The 17,101-nt window shown below is 62.2% G+C and carries 13 protein-coding genes; 6 read left to right on the forward strand and 7 right to left on the reverse strand.

The window, feature by feature from the left end; genetic code table 11:
- Positions 1–8: 8 nt before the first annotated feature.
- Both ACO07N_RS11740 and ACO07N_RS11745 read right to left on the reverse strand, forming a co-directional pair.
- Positions 9–1,619 (reverse strand): ABC transporter substrate-binding protein, encoded by a 1,611-nt coding sequence (locus tag ACO07N_RS11740; RefSeq protein WP_421981188.1) that lies wholly within the window; start codon positions 1,617–1,619, stop codon positions 9–11.
- A 492-nt stretch (positions 1,620–2,111) separates the two neighbouring features.
- Entirely contained in the window at positions 2,112–4,589 is a 2,478-nt protein-coding gene (locus tag ACO07N_RS11745) for a CoA transferase (protein ID WP_421981189.1), read from the reverse strand.
- Positions 4,590–4,897: 308 nt separating this feature from the next.
- On the opposite strand from ACO07N_RS11745, the gene ACO07N_RS11750 reads away from it, so the two are divergent.
- Genes ACO07N_RS11750 through ACO07N_RS11765 form a run of 4 tightly spaced genes read left to right on the forward strand, consistent with a single transcriptional unit; the run spans position 4,898 to position 9,086 of the window.
- Positions 4,898–6,445, forward strand: coding sequence for a trimethylamine methyltransferase family protein (locus tag ACO07N_RS11750; protein ID WP_421981190.1), 1,548 nt, complete (start codon positions 4,898–4,900; stop codon positions 6,443–6,445).
- A gap of 60 nt (positions 6,446–6,505) precedes the next feature.
- Positions 6,506–7,609, forward strand: coding sequence for a mandelate racemase/muconate lactonizing enzyme family protein (locus ACO07N_RS11755; RefSeq protein ID WP_421981191.1), 1,104 nt, complete (start codon positions 6,506–6,508; stop codon positions 7,607–7,609).
- Between the two features lie 14 nt (positions 7,610–7,623).
- Complete coding sequence (locus ACO07N_RS11760; RefSeq protein ID WP_421981192.1) at positions 7,624–8,355, forward strand: SDR family NAD(P)-dependent oxidoreductase; 732 nt, start codon at positions 7,624–7,626, stop codon at positions 8,353–8,355.
- The gene (locus ACO07N_RS11765; protein WP_421981193.1) at positions 8,352–9,086 is read left to right on the forward strand and encodes an SDR family NAD(P)-dependent oxidoreductase; all 735 of its coding nucleotides are present in this window, start codon (positions 8,352–8,354) and stop codon (positions 9,084–9,086) included. Before ACO07N_RS11760 ends, ACO07N_RS11765 begins: the two co-directional genes overlap by 4 nt.
- A gap of 11 nt (positions 9,087–9,097) precedes the next feature.
- Here the strand turns inward: ACO07N_RS11765 and ACO07N_RS11770 are convergent, their stop codons facing one another.
- The gene (locus tag ACO07N_RS11770; RefSeq protein WP_421981194.1) at positions 9,098–9,967 is read right to left on the reverse strand and encodes a LysR substrate-binding domain-containing protein; all 870 of its coding nucleotides are present in this window, start codon (positions 9,965–9,967) and stop codon (positions 9,098–9,100) included.
- A gap of 90 nt (positions 9,968–10,057) precedes the next feature.
- Here ACO07N_RS11770 and ACO07N_RS11775 point away from each other — a divergent pair, with 90 nt between their 5' ends.
- The gene (locus tag ACO07N_RS11775; RefSeq protein ID WP_421981195.1) at positions 10,058–11,080 is read left to right on the forward strand and encodes a permease; all 1,023 of its coding nucleotides are present in this window, start codon (positions 10,058–10,060) and stop codon (positions 11,078–11,080) included.
- Positions 11,081–11,493: 413 nt separating this feature from the next.
- Here ACO07N_RS11775 and ACO07N_RS11780 read toward each other — a convergent pair whose 3' ends face one another.
- The 4 genes from ACO07N_RS11780 to ACO07N_RS11795 are packed head-to-tail and all read right to left on the reverse strand — an operon-like array spanning position 11,494 to position 15,971.
- Positions 11,494–12,837 carry an NAD(P)/FAD-dependent oxidoreductase gene (locus ACO07N_RS11780; RefSeq protein WP_421981196.1) on the reverse strand — a complete coding sequence of 448 codons (1,344 nt, stop codon included), beginning with the start codon at positions 12,835–12,837 and terminating at the stop codon, positions 11,494–11,496.
- Entirely contained in the window at positions 12,834–14,333 is a 1,500-nt protein-coding gene (locus tag ACO07N_RS11785; protein ID WP_421981197.1) for an aldehyde dehydrogenase, read from the reverse strand. The genes ACO07N_RS11780 and ACO07N_RS11785 overlap by 4 nt, the downstream gene beginning before the upstream one ends.
- Positions 14,334–14,335: 2 nt before the next feature.
- Positions 14,336–15,241, reverse strand: a complete 906-nt coding sequence (locus ACO07N_RS11790; protein WP_421984419.1) for a dihydrodipicolinate synthase family protein — start codon at positions 15,239–15,241, stop codon at positions 14,336–14,338.
- A gap of 19 nt (positions 15,242–15,260) precedes the next feature.
- Positions 15,261–15,971 carry a GntR family transcriptional regulator gene (locus ACO07N_RS11795; RefSeq protein WP_421981198.1) on the reverse strand — a complete coding sequence of 237 codons (711 nt, stop codon included), beginning with the start codon at positions 15,969–15,971 and terminating at the stop codon, positions 15,261–15,263.
- Between the two features lie 128 nt (positions 15,972–16,099).
- Here ACO07N_RS11795 and ACO07N_RS11800 point away from each other — a divergent pair, with 128 nt between their 5' ends.
- A complete protein-coding gene (locus ACO07N_RS11800) occupies positions 16,100–17,077 on the forward strand; it encodes a GlxA family transcriptional regulator (protein WP_421981199.1) in 978 nt (325 codons plus the stop codon).
- Positions 17,078–17,101 lie beyond the last annotated feature (24 nt).

Here is a 17,101-nt window from a genome sequence, read left to right on the forward strand (position 1 = left end):
AGCTGAAATCAGCCTTCGAACCACCAGCGGTGGGTTCCCCTTCCGCCGTCGGTTTCCCAGGAGGCGGAAACGCTCGGGCCGTGCTTGACGTTTTTCCGGCGCGCGTAAACGAAGTTGACGAACATCGGAATGACCGTGCCGCCGTCGTCGCGGGCCAGCATGCACATCTCGTGGTACATTTCGGCACGCCGGGTTTCGTCCAGTTCCGCTTTCGCCTGGAGCAGCAGCTCGTTGAAACGCGGGTTTTTCCAGTGCGCTTCGTTCCAGGCCGCATCGTCCTTGTAGGCGAGCGTGAACATGTTGTCCGGGGTCGGGCGTGCGCCCCACTTCACGAACACCCATGGTTTCTTGAGCCAGACATCCGACCAGTAGCCGTCATTGGCCTCGCGCACCGGCTTGATGTCGATGCCGGCTTTCTTGGCCTGCTCGGAATAGAGCACGATCATGTCGACCGCACCCGGCAGCACGCTGTCCGCGGCGGACAGGCTCACCGAGAGGTTTTCCATGCCGGCCTGTTTCAGGTGCCACTTCGCCTTTTCCGGATCGTATGTCCGCTGCGGAATGTCGGCCGGGAAATACGGCATGTTCGGTGACACGTGGAAGTCGTTGCCCGGGATACCGGTGCCGAACACGATCTTCTCGACGATCTCTTCGCGGTCGATCGCAAGCTTCAGGGCCATGCGGACATCGACATTGTCGAACGGTGCGACGTCGCAGAACATCGGCAGGGTGATTGCCGAGCCGGACGGAATGTTGTCGACCTCAACGTCCGGATGACGCTGCAACAGGGCCATGGTTTTCAGGTCGACGGACGAAATCGCGTCGACATCGCCGGTGACAAGAGCGGTCTGACGTGCGTTCGGGTCGTTCAGAACGGTCATGTCGATGCGGTCGAACCAGGCGCCTTCGCGGTGCCAGCCGTCATGGCGGACAAGCGACGTGCCGATGCCGAATTCGTTCTTCTCGATCTTGTAGGGACCGGCGCCGACGCCGCTCTCCCAGTCGACCGTGCCGTCATCGTTCGCCGGCAGCATGACCAGGTGGTAGTCGGTCATGATCCACGGAAGATCAGCGAAGCCCTGGCTGAGTTCGATCACGATGTGCTTGTCGCCATCAACCTTGATGTCGACGACACTGTCGAGAAGGGCCTTGGCCGCAGAAGTCGACTTTTCACCACGGTGGTGATTGAGCGATGCGACCGCGTCGTTGGCCGTGAACTTGCGTCCGTCGTGGAACGTGGCGTCGGTGTTGAGTTCGAACGTCCAGGTCTTGGCGTCCGGGCTGGCTTCCCAACCGACGGCCATGTCCGGACCAAGCCCGTTTTCTTCCGTGATCTCAGTCAGATAGCTGCGGTGTGTATGCGCCAGCTGAATGGAATAGACACTCTGATAGGTGCCCGGATCGTGGTTGTCGCTGGTGTTGCCGTCATGGACGCCATAGCGGAACGTTCCGCCGCGCTTCGGCTGCGCTTTTGCCTGGGACGTCCACAGGCCGGTGGCCGTTGATGCCGTCACACCGGCAAGCATCGAATATTGCAGGAATTCACGTTTCGAGATGCCGCCCGAGCGGGCCGCCTTCTCAAGATTGTTCATCAGCTCTGGATTTTTTGATTGTGTCATACTTACTCCCCTTCAGGACCGGTGCCGGACTTTGGGCCCGGCGAAATTCCCACATATAGCTTCTTCGTTTTTCCGGTATTTGCAAAGCTCATATGCGACATTTAATCAGCAAAACACGAACACCGCCGATTCCGCTACCCTTTTGATAAAATTCTTGCTTCCATATTTTGGAATTTGTTGAACACCATTTTTTTGCATGGGCGCACAGAATATGACCAGTTGCTTCATTTTCGGGCGGCGAACCGGCGGATGATCGGGTCTTGAGCTGGATATATTATTGAATACTTGGGCAACATCTGGCAACGCGATAGAAATTAACTTTTTTTAACGTTTGAGTCGCAGGTGAGCCAAGTTCTTGGGTGCAAAACCAAATAAATCCGGAGCGTTTACAAGGCTTTCGCTTCCCTCGGGTCTTTCCCGGAAGCGTGCTGACTGGTCGGTTGGACCTCTTTCGTAAAGTTGTCGTGAAATGGTTGATGCTCCGTGCCCCCTTCATTCCGGCAGATACCTTTCCGACCAGAGTTCTCCGGCATGTCCGGTGGCGATCAGGGCATCGATCTCTTCGTCATCGAAACCGAGTCCGGCGAGGATTTCGCGCGTGTGGGTACCATACTTGGGAGCAGGCCCCGGTATCGTGATCTCGGCACGTTCGGGGCGCACGGCATTCGGTGCAACCAGATCGACCCAACGGCCCATGGGATGAAGATCATGCCGGACGGCGCTGAACGTGTTCACGCGAATGTCCGGGGTTCCCTCGCTTTCCAGGTAGAGATTTGCATCCCGCGTCGCATGCAGCGAGCCGAGCGGCACGACTGCCGCCGACGTCCCGGAAATCCGCTGAGCCCAATGGCTTGACGGCTGAACGGCAAATCTCTCCGCAAGCGCCGTTTCCAGGCCGGCTTCATCCAAACCGGCGAGATCGGCGAGTTCCGGAACATGCCGCAGCACGGTCTGTCCCAGCGTCGGGGCCGCGAAGAACATCCAGCCATCCGCCGCTTCATAGCACCGATAGAAAGGTCCCCAGCCGCGCGCATTGCGGCCGCTTGGTTCGTCGAACGGCCTGCGATCTGCGAAGTCATACATGAACTGCGCCTGGATGAGTTCACCCGCCGAGGCAAGTGAAGCCCGGGCGACACCTCCCTTGCCGGTCTTCCTCAACCGCTCGAGCGCGGCGCCAAGCGCGACACAGGCGCAAAAACCGGCAAGGACGTCAATGGTGCCGAAATGCGCGTGCTCTTCCGGTGTTCCGGGACCGCCCCCGAACCGGGTCATGACGCCCGTCGCCGCTTGGGCCAGATCGTCATATCCCAGATGATCCGACTTGGGTCCGCGCCGCGGTGCCCCAAACGCGTCGAGCTGAACGAGAATGAGCCTCGGATTGAGGTCCGCGAGACGCTCTCCGGTCAGGCCGAGCGCCCGGCATTGCTCGTCCGTTCCGTTTACAGTAACGACATCGGCCTGCGACAGGAGCTGGCGGAGCGCCTGCTGTCCGCCGTCGGATTTCAGATCCAGTAAAATGCTTTTCTTGCCGCGCTGAGCCTGCAGGCCGAACACCACGGCGTTCCACGGATCGACCGACGGAGACACCGGTTGAACCAGCGTGACATCCGCGCCGAACCGGGCGACGGTCGCGCCGACCGTGGGGCCGGCGATCACGTTGGTCAGGTCCAGCACTTTCAGGCCATCGAGCCATGTACCACCCTGCCGGTCATGCCGTTGCCGCGGTGCTTCCCGAAGGATGTCGGAAAGGGACGGGGCCAGGTCGTCGGGCAATGGGCCGGGGTTCTTCGAAGCGGCAAGAGCATCATCTGACAGCCAGGCGACATTTCCCATCTGCCGCATGGGCCCGTGACGCGGATCATCGACGTCAAGAACCAGGCCGGACTGCAGCGCATGCGGATCGGACAGCCACTCCCGGGTGCTGCGCTGCGCGGTTGCCGGCGCTTTCGCCGCGCCGAACAGCGCTTCCCACTCATGTGCGGGCCGGGTCAGGAACGCGGCCTTCATGGCTTCGGAAATCCGCACGCGGTCCTGCCGTCCGACGGGATAGCTTCTCAGGGCCCAGTCGGAGGGCCAGTCGCATTGATCACGGTAGACGTCGAAATCCGGCAGATCATCGAGAAGGTTCTTGAGACCGAGAACCTCCAGCACGCGGCGCGGATGGCTGACGATCGAGCAGGCAACGACGTAAAAGCCCCTGCCGTCGGCACATGTATAGGTGCGGTAAAACGGATCCAGGAATTCCGAAAGCGCGGCGAAGCTCAGATTGTTCGGCAGCCCGAGCCCGGCGCGGCGCTCAAGCTCATGTTCGCGCGGCGACTTGTAGCGGTCCGGATAGTCTTCGATCTGTTCGCTGTTATAGGCAAGGCCCTCGAACAGCGCCGACGCAAGCGGCACCTCGATGTGATCCCCGCCCATGTGATCTCGCGCCTGCAAGGCGAACAGAACCGACATGGCGCCAAAGGCCGCACCATAGGCCGAGGCAAGGCCAAGGGGTGTGAAAGACGGATTGATCCCCATCAGGCGCCGGTTGAGTCCCATATCCGTGAACTGCCCCGTCCGGGCAGCAATCACGGCTTCCCAGGCCGGAATGTCGCGCAGTTCGCGATCCGTCGATGCAAAGCCGGGCAGGGACAGGCTGACAAGCGACGGGTTGACGTTCTGCAGGATCTGCGGTCCAAGGCCCAGCCGTGTCATGACACCGGGCCGGAAATTGTCGATGACGACATCGGACCGGGCCGCAAGGTTCAGCGCGGTTTGTCTGCCGCCGTCGGTCTTGAGATCGAGTGAGAGGGCGCGCTTACCGCGCGACAGCATGTCGAAGGCCGGATCCATCCAGCGCGGGCCGCCGGGCGGATCGATGCGGATGACCTCGGCGCCAAGATCGGCAAGCATCATCCCGACAAGCGGACCGGCCAGATAGTGCCCGAAGTCGAGCACCCTGATGTGCGAAAGCGGCCGGTCGTTCACGGATGCACACTCCGAGCTTGGTTCCCTGACAGATCAGACTAAGTGAGGCGTCAGAAAAAATTGGTCTCATTCAGCCAAAAATCATTTCCAAACGGTCAACTCTGCCAGGCCAGCGCGACCTGCTGTCTCGAACGCACGTCTGCCGCGCTCTGATACATCCGCGGCCACCGCTTTGCCGCCATCTGCCGCCCGGCAGGTCAAATCGCGGCCAAATGTCGGAAAACGCATGCGCTGTTCGGTTTCGGGCAGGAAAAGCGTGGGCGCAGGGCGCAGTCTGACGTCACAACACACAGACTTCGGAGATGTTCATGAGTGTCGCAGTTCGCAGCCGCAGTGGCGGCCGTGCAGGCCGCCGGGCCCTACGTACCGCGCCCGACCACGAAATGCTTCCCGGCCTGACCCGGAACCTGCCGCTTTGCGAACCGCTCGATGACGACCAGATCCGCAAGCTCGACGACGCTTCCATGTCGATCCTCGAGGAAGTCGGGATCATTTTCCGGGACCCGATCGCGCTGGAGGACTGGAAGAAAGCGGGTGCCAGGGTCGACGGTGAGCGGGTTTATCTCGATCGCGGCCACGTACGCGAGCTGATCAGGACCATTCCGTCGAGCTTCACCTATCACGCGCGCAATCCGAAAAAGAACGTCCCGCTCGGCGGCAACCGCACCATGTTCGTGCCGATGACGGGTGCGCCCTTCCTGCGCGACCTGGATGATGTCCGGCGCAATCCGACGCTCGACGATCTTGCCATGTTCCACAAGCTGAGCCACATGCTGCCGGCGATCCACTCCAGCGCGCACCACATCGTCGAGCCCTACGACCACCCCATCAGCCACCGCCATCTGCGCATCACCTATTCGTCGATGAAGCATTCCGACAAGACATTCATGGGCATGACCACCAGCCCGAAGAATGCCGAGGATGTCATCGAGATGTGCGCGATCCTCTTCGGCGAAGACTACCTGGAAGACCATCCGGTCACGACCGGAAACTGCAACGGGAACTCGCCGCTTGTCTGGGACGAGACCATGCTCGGCGCCATGCGCGCCTTTTCGAGAAGAAACCAGCCGGTGCTGTGCTCGCCTTTCGTGCTCGGCGGCGCGAACACGCCTGCATCCGTCGTTCCCGCGGTCGCTCAGCTGAACGCGGAAGCTCTCAGCGCGCTCGCCTACACGCAGGTAATCCGCAAGGGTGCACCTGCAATCTACGGCCACTATCTTTCCACGGTCTCCATGAAGTCCGGCGCGCCGATGGCAGGCACACCGGAGATCAGCCTGATGAATTTCCTGATCGGACAGCTTGCCCGGCACTACGACGTTCCATGGCGGACATCCGGGTCGCTTGGCGGCGCCAAGACGTTCGATGCCCAGGCAGGCTACGAAAGCGCGACAACGCTGAATGCGGTCATCCACGCGGGCGCCAACTATGTCTGGCACACGGCCGGCTGGAACGAGGCCGGCATGCATTGTTCCGTTGCCAAGTTCATTGTCGATGCGGAGCAGTCGGCAATGGTCTACCGGATGGCCGAAGGTCCGCGCTGGGACGACTTTGACGAGGCGCTTGCCGCCGTGCGCGACGTCGGTCCGGGCGGCCATTATCTGGGCCACCCGCACACGCAGGAGAATTTCCAGCGCGCGTTCTTCATGCCGGAGATGTTCGACAACAACTCGATCGAGCAGTGGAAAGCCGAAGGCGAGGTGGAGATCACCGAACGCGCCCTTAAACAGGCCAGGAAACTCCTGTCCGAGTACCAGGAACCGAAGCTGGATGAAGCGCGCAATGAGGCCCTGCTGGACTACATTGCCCGGCGCGAGCGGGAAATCCCGGCGGAAGATGCCCTGAACCAGGACTATTGAAAAACGGACAGGCGACGTTCTTCGTCTCCGCCCGTGCGATCGCGAGTTCCGGATTGAAGCATGAAAATCAAGTCGGTAGAGATGTTCCGCCACGATCTCCCCGTGAAGAACGGGCCCTACACGATGGCCAATGCCGAGGTCTGGGCCCTTGAGACGACGCTGGTCAAGCTTGTCGCCGACAATGGTCTTGTCGGCTGGGGTGAGACCTGTCCCGTCGGCCCGACCTATGCCGAAGCCCACGCGCTGGGCGCTCAGGCCGCACTGAAACAGATGGCGCCGGCTCTGATCGGCAAGGAGATCCGGCCGGTTCTTCTGAACCGCGCCATGCACGGTGCGCTCAACGGGCACAACTATGCCAAGGCGGCCATCGACATCGCCGCGCATGATCTCCTCGGGAAGCACCATGGTGTGCGTGTTGCCGATCTGATCGGCGGTGCCGCGCGTGACAGGGTTCCGTCCTACTATGCGACCGGCGTCGGGGCTCCCGAGGAGATTGCCCGGATCGCGGCCGACAAGCGGGACGAGGGCTATCCGCGCCTTCAGATCAAGGTCGGCGGGCGTCCCGTTGAGATCGATATCGAAACCATCCGCAAGGTCTGGGAAACTGTGTCGCCTTCCGGCATGCGCCTCGCCGTCGACGGCAACAGGGGCTGGACGACGCGCGATGCCTTGCGTGTCAGCCGGGAATGCCCGGACATCCCCTTCATAATGGAACAGCCCTGCAACCGGATCGAGGATCTTGAAAAGATCCGGCCGCAAGTGAGCCATGCGATCTACATGGACGAGAGCGGCGTGGATCTTGCGGCGGCCATACGCGCGGCCGCGCTCGGCATCGTCGACGGCTTCGGCATGAAGGTCACCCGGATCGGTGGCCTGCAGCAGATGGCGGCCTTCCGGGATATGTGCGAAGCACTGAACCTGCCGCACACATGCGACGATGCCTGGGGCGGCGACATCATCGCGGCTGCGTGCACGCATGTTGCCGCGACGGTCAAGCCAACGCTGCTCGAGGGTGTCTGGCTGGCGCAGCCGATGATCGAAACGCCATATTCTGAAAACGGGGGCGTGGAGATCCGACAGGGCCATATCGATCTGCCGTCCGGCCCGGGTCTCGGCGTCGATGTGAACGAGGCGCTGTTCGGGCCCCCGATTGCGGCCTACTGAGCGGGAGACGTGTCATGCGATTTTCAGGCAGGAAGGCGCTGGTGACGGGGGCGGCAGGCGGCATCGGCCGGGTCATCACGGAAATGCTGCGCGCCGAGGGCGCCGCTGTCGCCGCCGCGGACCGGGATTGCTCACCTGTCGAAGCCGAGGCCCTGCTGGAAGGAGATCTTCTGGACGCGGCCTATTGCGATGGCCTGCCATCAGCCGCTGCAGAAGCGCTTGGCGCGCTCGATATCATCGTCAACAACGCCGGCGTCATCACCCGGGGACCGGTGACGGAAACGACGGATGCGGACTATGCGCTCTCGGTCGGTGTGAATGTCGAAGCACCCTTCCGCATCTGCCGGGCGGCCATACCAATCCTCGCCGCAAATGGGGGCGGAGCAATCGTCAACACGGCGTCCTGCTGGGGCGTGCATCCGGGTCCGAACCACGCCGTCTACTGCATGACCAAGGCAGCGGTCGCCTCGCTGACCCAGTGCATGGGCCGTGACCATGCCCATCAGGGCATCAGGATCAACGCGGTCTGCCCGAACGAAGTTGACACGCCGATGCTCCGGACCGGGTTTGAGAGGCGCGGTTTCGATCCGCAGTCGGCGATCGAAGAGCTCGGGAAGACCGTGCCGCTCGGCAGGGTCGCGAGGCCGGATGACATTGCCGAAGTCGTCCTCTTTCTTGCCTCCGATGCGGCGCGTTACATGTGCGGATCGCTGGTCGAGGTCAATGGCGGGAAATCCGTGTCATGATGCGTTTCGAAGGAAAAGTGGCACTCGTTACCGGCGGGCGCAGCGGCATCGGACAGGCGATTGCGATCCGCCTGCGCAGCGAGGGCGCGCGCGTCTTCACCGTCCAGCGCGGCGACGATCCCGGCTTTGAAAGCATCTCCGCAGATCTTTCCGATCCGCAGGTGCCCGCGCGCATTGTGGAGGACGTTGCCTCCCGCGCCGGCGGGCTCGATGTTCTGATCAACAATGCCGGGGTCATGCAGGAAGCGTCGGTGGAGGATATGGACCTTGACGACTGGCAGCGCGCGCTTGCCGTAAACCTGACAGCGCCGTTCCTGCTCATCAAACACGCCTTGCCGCATCTGAAACGCAGCCGTGGTGCAATCGTCAATGTAGGATCCATCGAAGGCATTGGCTGCAATGGCCATCACGCCGCCTATTCGGCCTCCAAGGCCGGGCTCCACGGCCTGACGCGTGCGGTTGCTGTCGACCACGGCAAGGACGGTATCCGCTGCAACGCGGTTGCGCCCGGCTGGATCGACACCGATCTCAATCTCGATTTTGTCAACGCCATGCCCGACCCTGAGGCGTTCAGGCGCGATGTCGGCTCTCTCCATCCCGTCGGACGCACAGGAGACCCGCAGGAAGTGGCCGCGCTTGTCGCGTTCCTCGCCGCAGAGGAAAGCGGTTTTGTCACGGGCCAGACCTACGTGGTCGACGGGGGGCGGATGACGCGGCTGAGCCTTCCGTGACCCGAACGGGCTCAGGCGAGGACGGCCGGACGATGCTGGAACGCCGCGCGGATCTCGCTTGCCATGGAATTGACCAGGTCCGCATCCTGATGTGCGCCCATCCCGATCACCAGCTTGGAGGACGGCGTCGGCACGAAACCCTGATCCTCACCCAGGATCGTCATGGAACGGTCAATGGAGGACTGTGCGAGAACGCCGATGGCGACCCCTGCTTCGACGGCCGCTTTAACCCCCGCAACACTCTGGCTGGAATAGACCAGACGGAACGGTTTACCCGCCGCGGTGAGGGAGGCGATCGCAGCTTCGCGCCACCAGCAGGCACGGTCGAACAGCGCGACCGGCAATGGGTCTTGCTCCAGAAGATTTCTGTGTCTGTTCATGACCCAGTGCGTGGTGTCCTCGTAGATGACCTCTTCGTCTGAGGCAGGGTTCTGCACCTCGTAAACGGCAAGATCCAGCTGACCCTTGGACAGCATGCCGGGGAAGTCCGGGCTGAGGGAACAGGTCACGTCCAGCTGAACCTGAGGGTGGCACTGCGCGAAGTTGCCGACGATCCGTGTCAGTTTTGCCCGGCCGTGGTCATCGGGAATGCCAAGCCGCAGCGATCCGCTCAAAGGTGCTGTCGTCAGGTCGCGCAGGGTCGCGTCCAGCCTTGCCGTGACGTCTCTGGCGACGGGGAACAGCTGCTTGCCGGCATCGGTCAGGACCACGCCGCGTCCGTTCCGGTGAAAGACGCTCTGGCCGATGGTCTGTTCCAGCCGCGCGATCTGCAGGCTGATCGCGGACTGGGAGCGACCGATCCGTGTTCCGCCCTCGGTGATGCTGCCGGTTTCGGCGACGGCGAGAAAGGTGCGCAGAAGGTCGCTATCGAGGTTAGGCATTGGTTTTCTCAATATCTGAGTTTTAAGATATTCATTTTTTATATGAAGAAGACACGGTTATCCTGCCGACGTCAATCAGGAGAGCCGCCGATGAATGTTCAGCAAACGACCTTGACGGGCAGCAGGGGCCGCGTCTGGCGTTACGCGGCGCTTGCCGCCCTCATCATCATTCCGGTCCTGGTCTGGCCGGATTTTGTCATTGATGGCCTGACATTTTCGGTAATGGGTCTTGTGGCCGTTTCTCCGCTTGTCGTGCCGGGTATCGTGCTGACGGCGTGGATCATGGCGAGCGGTGCCGACAGGATCATCAGCCGCGCATTCGAGGGCCGGATGCTGCGTGCGATCATTGCCGCTTCCCTGATCGGCGCGATCACGCCCGTCTGCGGCGTCACGATCCTGCCGCTCATGGTCGGGCTTCTGGCGGCCGGTGTGCCGCTCGCGCCCGTCATGGCGTTCTGGCTGTCCTCTCCGGTGACCGACCCGGCCATGCTGGCAACCACGGCGGCAACCCTCGGGCTTGCTTTTGCCGTCGGCAAGACGGTCGCGGCCTTCGGCCTTGGTCTTTTCGGCGGAGCCGTCACGGCAGCTCTCGGCCGGCAGAACGAAGTCGGCGAAATCCTGCGCAAGGGCGGGCTTGCCTCCGGCCTTGCGGCCAAAAGCTGCTGCGGCGCTTCCACATTCGAGCCGCGCGTCTGGTGCGAACCGGGAAGACGCGCCGCCTTTTACCGGCAGGCGGCGGCGACGACGCGCCTGATCCTGATCTGTCTGATCCCGGCCTTTTTCGCCGAATACGCCCTCAACGCTGTGCTGACTCCCGGATCACTCGCGCAGTATGTCGGTGAAGACAAGTGGTGGGCCATTCCGGCCGCCGTCTTCGTCGGAGCCCCCGCCTATATCGACGGTTACGCGGCGCTGCCGCTGACCCGTGCCCTCGTCGACAACGGCATGGCGCCGGGTGCAGCCATGGCCTTTCTGGTGTCCGGCGGCGTGGTCAGCATCTGGGGCGCCCTGGCGATCTTCCCGGTTCTGCAACTGCGTCCGTTTCTGCTCTATCTCGTCCTTGCGGTGACAGGGTCGATGATGGCGGGCTACGTGTTTGGCTGGGCGGTTTGATGACTGGTCGGCCGCGCCCGCAGTTTCCTCTCCCGCCGGGGGAGGTCGGCCTGAAAAGCCGGGTGAGGGGGCAGGTGTCGAGATATCTTTCAGACATATGCCCTCAACCTGGCGCTCTCGCATTGGGAGCGGGTAAAACTCCGCAAGTTGTAACTGCTTGAGCATGGTTGCTTCGAGACAGCGCCGGCGTGCTTCCTCAGGATAAGGATTCTCATTCTCGATTGTCATCCCGGACTTGATCGGGGACCTACTCGTTGCCAGAGCGGGGGCCTTTGCCTCATTGGCTACAGCAACCATGAAGAGCGGTGGAACCTTCTTGCCGCGCGACTGGCCGGATTGGATCCCCGATCAAGTCGGGGATGATCCTGCAGGAGATCGGCGAATTCAACATCTCTGGATGAAAACAGATCTGCCTACTCTGCCGCCGCCCGCCATTCCTTCCAGCGCAGAACCATGTTGGCGCCCAGTTCGCGGAAGGGCTGGGGCGGCAGTTTCTTCGGGCGCGCTTCCGCACCGAAGTGGCGGGTGATCTCGCTTGAGATGCCGCAGGCCAGATCGGCGGCGCCCATGCCGGTGAGCGTGCCGCGCGCGGTCCCGAGACCATTCTGCACGCAGCCCGAATAGACACCGTCCTCCAGCTCCCGCATCACCGCGACCGAGTTCAGGCTGAGGCAAAGATGCCCGGCCCACCGGTATTCCATGTTCAGTCCGGCCAATTGCGGAAACCGCTGATCGAACTTGCGCTGCATGACACAGGCCGCCCGCTCGAGGCTCCTTGCGGGCGGGCGCATGTCGGGTTTCAGCAGCGCGCAGGTGCGCGTGATGATCCGGTTGCCGCCCTGCGCGGTGTCGATCCGGCGCATGGTGGTTCCCATCGGGTCCGACGGGGTCACGCCCCAGCGCGGCGCGCCGCCGAGTTGAGCAAGCTGATCGGCGTCCAGTTCAGGCGTCATGACCGCGAACAGGAACAACTGCATCAGGCGGTCCTGCTCGTAGCCGAAACTTTCCAGATGCCCGTTGACGGTGAGAATGATCTTGTCCGCCCTTGCGTGTCCCTTGGGCGTGACGACTTTCCAGCCTGTTCCGTCCCGCTGAAACTGCGTGACTGGGCTGTTTTCGAATATCCGGACGCCCGCCTGCCGCAATCCGCGCGCCAGACCGCGGATATAGCCGGCCGGCTGCAGCATGACCGTCCCGGGCGTATGGAGGCCACACAGGTAATGGCGGCTGCCGGTGATTTCCGACATCTGCCTTTCGTCCAGCATCTCGAAGGCTTCGCCGAGACCGGCAAGGTGCTGTGCATAGCTTTCGTTGTGCCGGACCGCCTTGGCGCTCACCGCACCGTTGATCTTGCCCGCCCGGTCGAAGAAATTCGGATCTATCCCGAAAGCTTCCACTGCCTTGCCGGCGAAGTCGATGGCCTCGCGGTTGAGGCGGGTGATCGCCCGGTCGTCGCCTGCGCCGGCGTAATCCTCGGAGTTGAGTTCATGCGGCAGGTCGATCATGAAACCGGAATTGCGTCCGGCGGAGCTCTCCGCGATCCGGCACGCGTCCAGAACCACGATGCGCATGCCCGGATCGATCTGCGTGAGACGCCGGGCTGCAGACAGACCGGCGAAACCGGCACCGACGATGACGACATCGGCCCTCGTGGAACCGGACAAGGCTTCCGGTTCCGGCTGGTCCGCCAGTATCCGGTTCCAGGCGGCCGGGCCGGCCAGATCCGGAAGTCTCCTGGCGGACCTCGGCGCTGTCATCCCACGGCCTCGTCCTCGTCGTCGGAAAGGTCGAGCCAGATCGTCTTGAGCTGCGTGTACTGGTCATGAGCGGCAAGGCTATTGTCGCGGCCGCCGAAACCGGACTGCTTGTAGCCGCCGAAAGGTGTTGCGATATCGCCTTCGCCGAAACAGTTGACCGTCACGGTCCCGGCGCGGATGGCGCGCGCGCCGCGCAGGGCCTTCTTCGTGTTGGCCGTAAAGATCGAGGCCGCCAGCCCGTATTCGGTGGAATTGGCCAATTCGATCGCTTCGTCGAACCCGGACACCGTCATGACATTGAGAACCGGACCGAAAATCTCTTCGCGCGCAACGTTTGACCCTGCCGGTGCTTCCAGGATTGTCGGCTCGACGAATGCATTGTCCCGGGTCTTGCCGCCCATCAGCACGGTCGCACCCGTATCCAGGTAGGAACTCACCTTGCCGAAATGCGCCGAAGACACAAGCGCGCCGACACGATGCTCCGGATCGAGCGGGTCGCCCATGGTCCACTCGCGCGCATGGGCAAATATCCGTTCCAGCAGCGCGTCCTTGATCTCCTCCTCGACGATCAGCCGCGAACTGGCCGAGCAGTTTTCGCCCATGTTCCAGAAGGCACCGTTGACGACATGCGCCGCGACGCGATCCAGGTTTTCGGCATCCTTCAGAACGACGCTGGGGTTCTTGCCGCCCATTTCCAGAACGACTTCCTTCAGATTGCTGTCGGCCGCATAGCGCAGGAAGCGGCGCCCCGTCTCGGTCGATCCGGTGAAGGAGACCATGTCGACATCCATGTGCCGGCCGAGCGGTTCGCCGACATCGGGTCCGGTGCCCGGAACGACGTTGAGGACACCGCGCGGGATGCCAGCTTCCACGGCAAGTTCCGCGACCCGCAAGGCGGTGAGGCAGGTTTCTTCCGCCGGTTTCACGATCACCGAACACCCGGCGGCAAGCGCCGGGCCGATTTTCCACGCCAGCATCAGCAGCGGAAAGTTCCAGGGCAGGACGAGCCCGACCACCCCGATGGGCTCGCGCACGATCATCGCTATATGATCATCGGAGGCCGGGGATACCTGGTCGTAGATCTTGTCGATCGCTTCGGCGTGCCACTTCAGACAATGAATTGTCTCTGGAATGTCGACGGTCTCGCAATCGAGGATCGTCTTGCCGCTGTCGACACTCTCCATGACCGCAAGCTCGCGCCGGTTGCGCGTCAGCAGCTTGGCGAAACGGATCAGGATGTCCTTGCGCTCCGACGGGTGCAGTCTGGACCAGCGTCCGTCCTCGAATGCCTCGCGCGCCTTCAGAACGGCAAAGTCGACATCCTCCGCACCGCAGGCCGCAATTTCCGCTATCGTCTCACCCGTTGCCGGATTGACGCTTGCAAATGTCTTTCCCGAAGATGCGGGACGGTACCCCCCGTCGATGAAGGCATTCGTCGGCAGGGTGAGTTTTGCGGCAAGAGCCCGGTATTCTTCGTGTGTCAGAAGATCAGTCATGCTCACGCTCCCGCCGAGATGTCTTGGATGGTGGATTTCAGCACGCGGATGACCTGTTCCAGCTGCCGCTTGTCGTCCTTGTTCAGTGCTTTCAACGGCGGCCGTGGCGGACCGGCGCGAAGACCGGTCATTTCAACCCCATGCTTGACGCACTGGATGAACTTGCCGCCCTGTTCCAGAACGCGCATCAGCGGCATCATCGCGGACATGATCCGGCGGCCCTTGGTGAAATCGCCCTCCACGGCGCAGGCCCGGTAGAGCGCGACGTGCTCGTGCGGAAGGAAATTGGATCCGGCACAGACCCAGCTGCGTGCGCCCCAGGCGAAGAACTCCAGCGCCTGATCGTCCATGCCGCAGGACATCTGGATATGGGGATAGTCGCGTGCGAGAAGGTGGACGCGGTTTATGTCTCCGGAGCTTTCCTTGATTGCACATACGTTGCGCGAACGTCCGACCCGGTCGAGAAATTCCTCGCCCATGTTTACGCCCATGCGGCCCGGATAGTTGTAGAGCATGATCGGCAGGTCGGCGGCCCGGTCGATGGTCAGCACATTGAGCGCGTTTTCGCGTTCCGTCGGCACCGCGTAGGGCGGTGTCGCCACCAGCAGCGCAGCCGCACCCAGCTTGGCGCCGCCTTCGGCGAGCGCGACGGAATCCGGCGTCCGCATGGTTCCCGTGCCGACGATCAGGGGCAGCCGTCCGGCCAGTTTCTCCTGCGTGAAGCGGGCGAGTTCAAGCCGCTCCTCGACGGTCTGGGTGTAGTTCTCACCGGTCGATCCGCCGGATATCAGCCCGTGGACGCCGCTGTCCACCAGGTGGTCGATCGCCTTTTCAAGCGCGTTCCAGACGACATTGCCGTCATCGTCATAGGGAGTGACCACGGGCGTATAGATGCCCTCGAAAGCCATGATGGGTGTCATAGGGTCCTCATGCGGATTTCTGTTTCGGCGGGACACCAAGCGGAGCTTCCAGCCCGTCCGGCATCACGAACAATTCAATCTGGTCGCGCGACAGCGCCCAATGCTCCAGGGCCAGCTCGGCGGCGCGATCCTCATCGCCGTTTTCGATGCAGGCGATCATTTCATCGTGCTGTGCACACGCCAGCGCCAGCCGGTCTTCCTTTGCGCCGGACTTCGGCTTGAAAAACGTCATCGCAATCCGCGTGTGATCGATCAGCAGCCTGTCCAGGCTGGCGAGCAGGTAGCTGTTTCCGGCCATCTGCCCGGTGATGCGGTGAAACTGGTCATTGGTGAGCGCGCGCTCGGTGGTGTCGCCCGATCGCAACGCTTCGCGGAAGGCTTCCTGCGCCTGCTTCAGGTCCTCGATCTGGGACGGTCTGGCGTTCTGGACGGCAAGACGCAGGATCGAGCTGTAGATGAGAGGCGCGGCCAGGAAGAAGTCGCGGAGCGTGTAATGCGTCATGTCTGACACCCGCGCGCCGCGGTTCTGCTGAAGGACCACGAAGCCCTCACCGGCCAGTTGCTGAAGCACCTCGCGCAAGGGTGTGCGCGACAGACCGTAGCGGTCGCATAGCTCACCCTCCTCGAGAGAACTTCCCGGCACCCGGTCGAGCGTCAGGATGGCGCGTTTCAGATCTTCATAGGCGAGCGATTTCGCACTGCCGCGAATATTGGGCATGACCTTTCCCCAACCGATTTTTGTTGACCTGTTTGTATACATGATGAATACAATAGCAACACAAGAATTATACAAAGGCGTCTTCGAGGCTCATGAACCGGAGGCGACAGAGGCCGGAGAAAAGCGACATGTCCCGCACAACCGACGTCAGCTTTCTTTTGCTGGACGATTTTTCCCACATTGCGTTTTCATGCGCCGTCGAACCCCTGCGCATTGCCAATCTGCTTTCGGGCAAGGAACTCTATCGATGGCGCCTGGTCTCGCCGTCGGGGGAAAGCGCGGTTTGTTCGAACCGCACTGTCACGCTCGTGGATCAGGGTCTTGATCCGCTCCCGCCCAGGGGAAGTCTGTTTCTGATATCCGGTCTGAATGTCGGCGAACGGGCGTCGCCCGATGTGCTCTCCTTCATTCGCCGCGAAAGGGCGCGGGGCACCCGGATCGGCGCGCTCTGTTCAGGTGCCTTTGTGCTTGCCAAGGCTGGCCTTCTGGACAACCGGCGCGCGGCCATGCACTGGGCCTTCCACGACAGTTTCCAGGAGAATTTTCCCGAGGTGGAACTGGTGCGCAATGTCTTCGTGGCCGACGAGGCCTTCGTGACCGCATCGGGCGGCACCGCGGCAACGGACCTGATGCTGCATCTGATTGGGGAAACGCACGGCCTCGACCTTGCCATGGCGATCGCTGACCAGATGGTTTATTCGGGCGTTCGTCCGGCGCATGCAACGCAGCAGATTTCGGTTCAGGCGCGCTACGGCATCCGCAATCCGCATATCGCCGAGGCCATCCGTCTTCTGAACGAGAGCGCCCCGTTCTACATGCCGACCTCGGAGATCGCGCGGCGCATCGGCATTTCCACCCGTCAGCTGGAAAGGCTGTTCCAGAAACACCTGAAAATGTCGCCGAAGAAATATGCGATCAACCAGAAGCTGACCAAGGCGCGGAACCTTCTGCTGCAGACCGAGCAATCGATTTCGGAAATCGCGCTCGCCTGCGGATACGAGTCGCCGTCCCATTTCATCCGGACCTATCAGAACCGGTTTGGCGTGACGCCGCACAATCAGCGCGTCTTTGCACAGGACACGCTGTCGGTGCACCAGATCGCCTGATCCGGACCGGCGGCAGGCGCAGAC

Origin of the sequence: Roseibium sp. (genome assembly GCF_965229775.1) — a bacterium.
Classification (GTDB): Bacteria; Pseudomonadota; Alphaproteobacteria; order Rhizobiales; family Stappiaceae; genus Roseibium.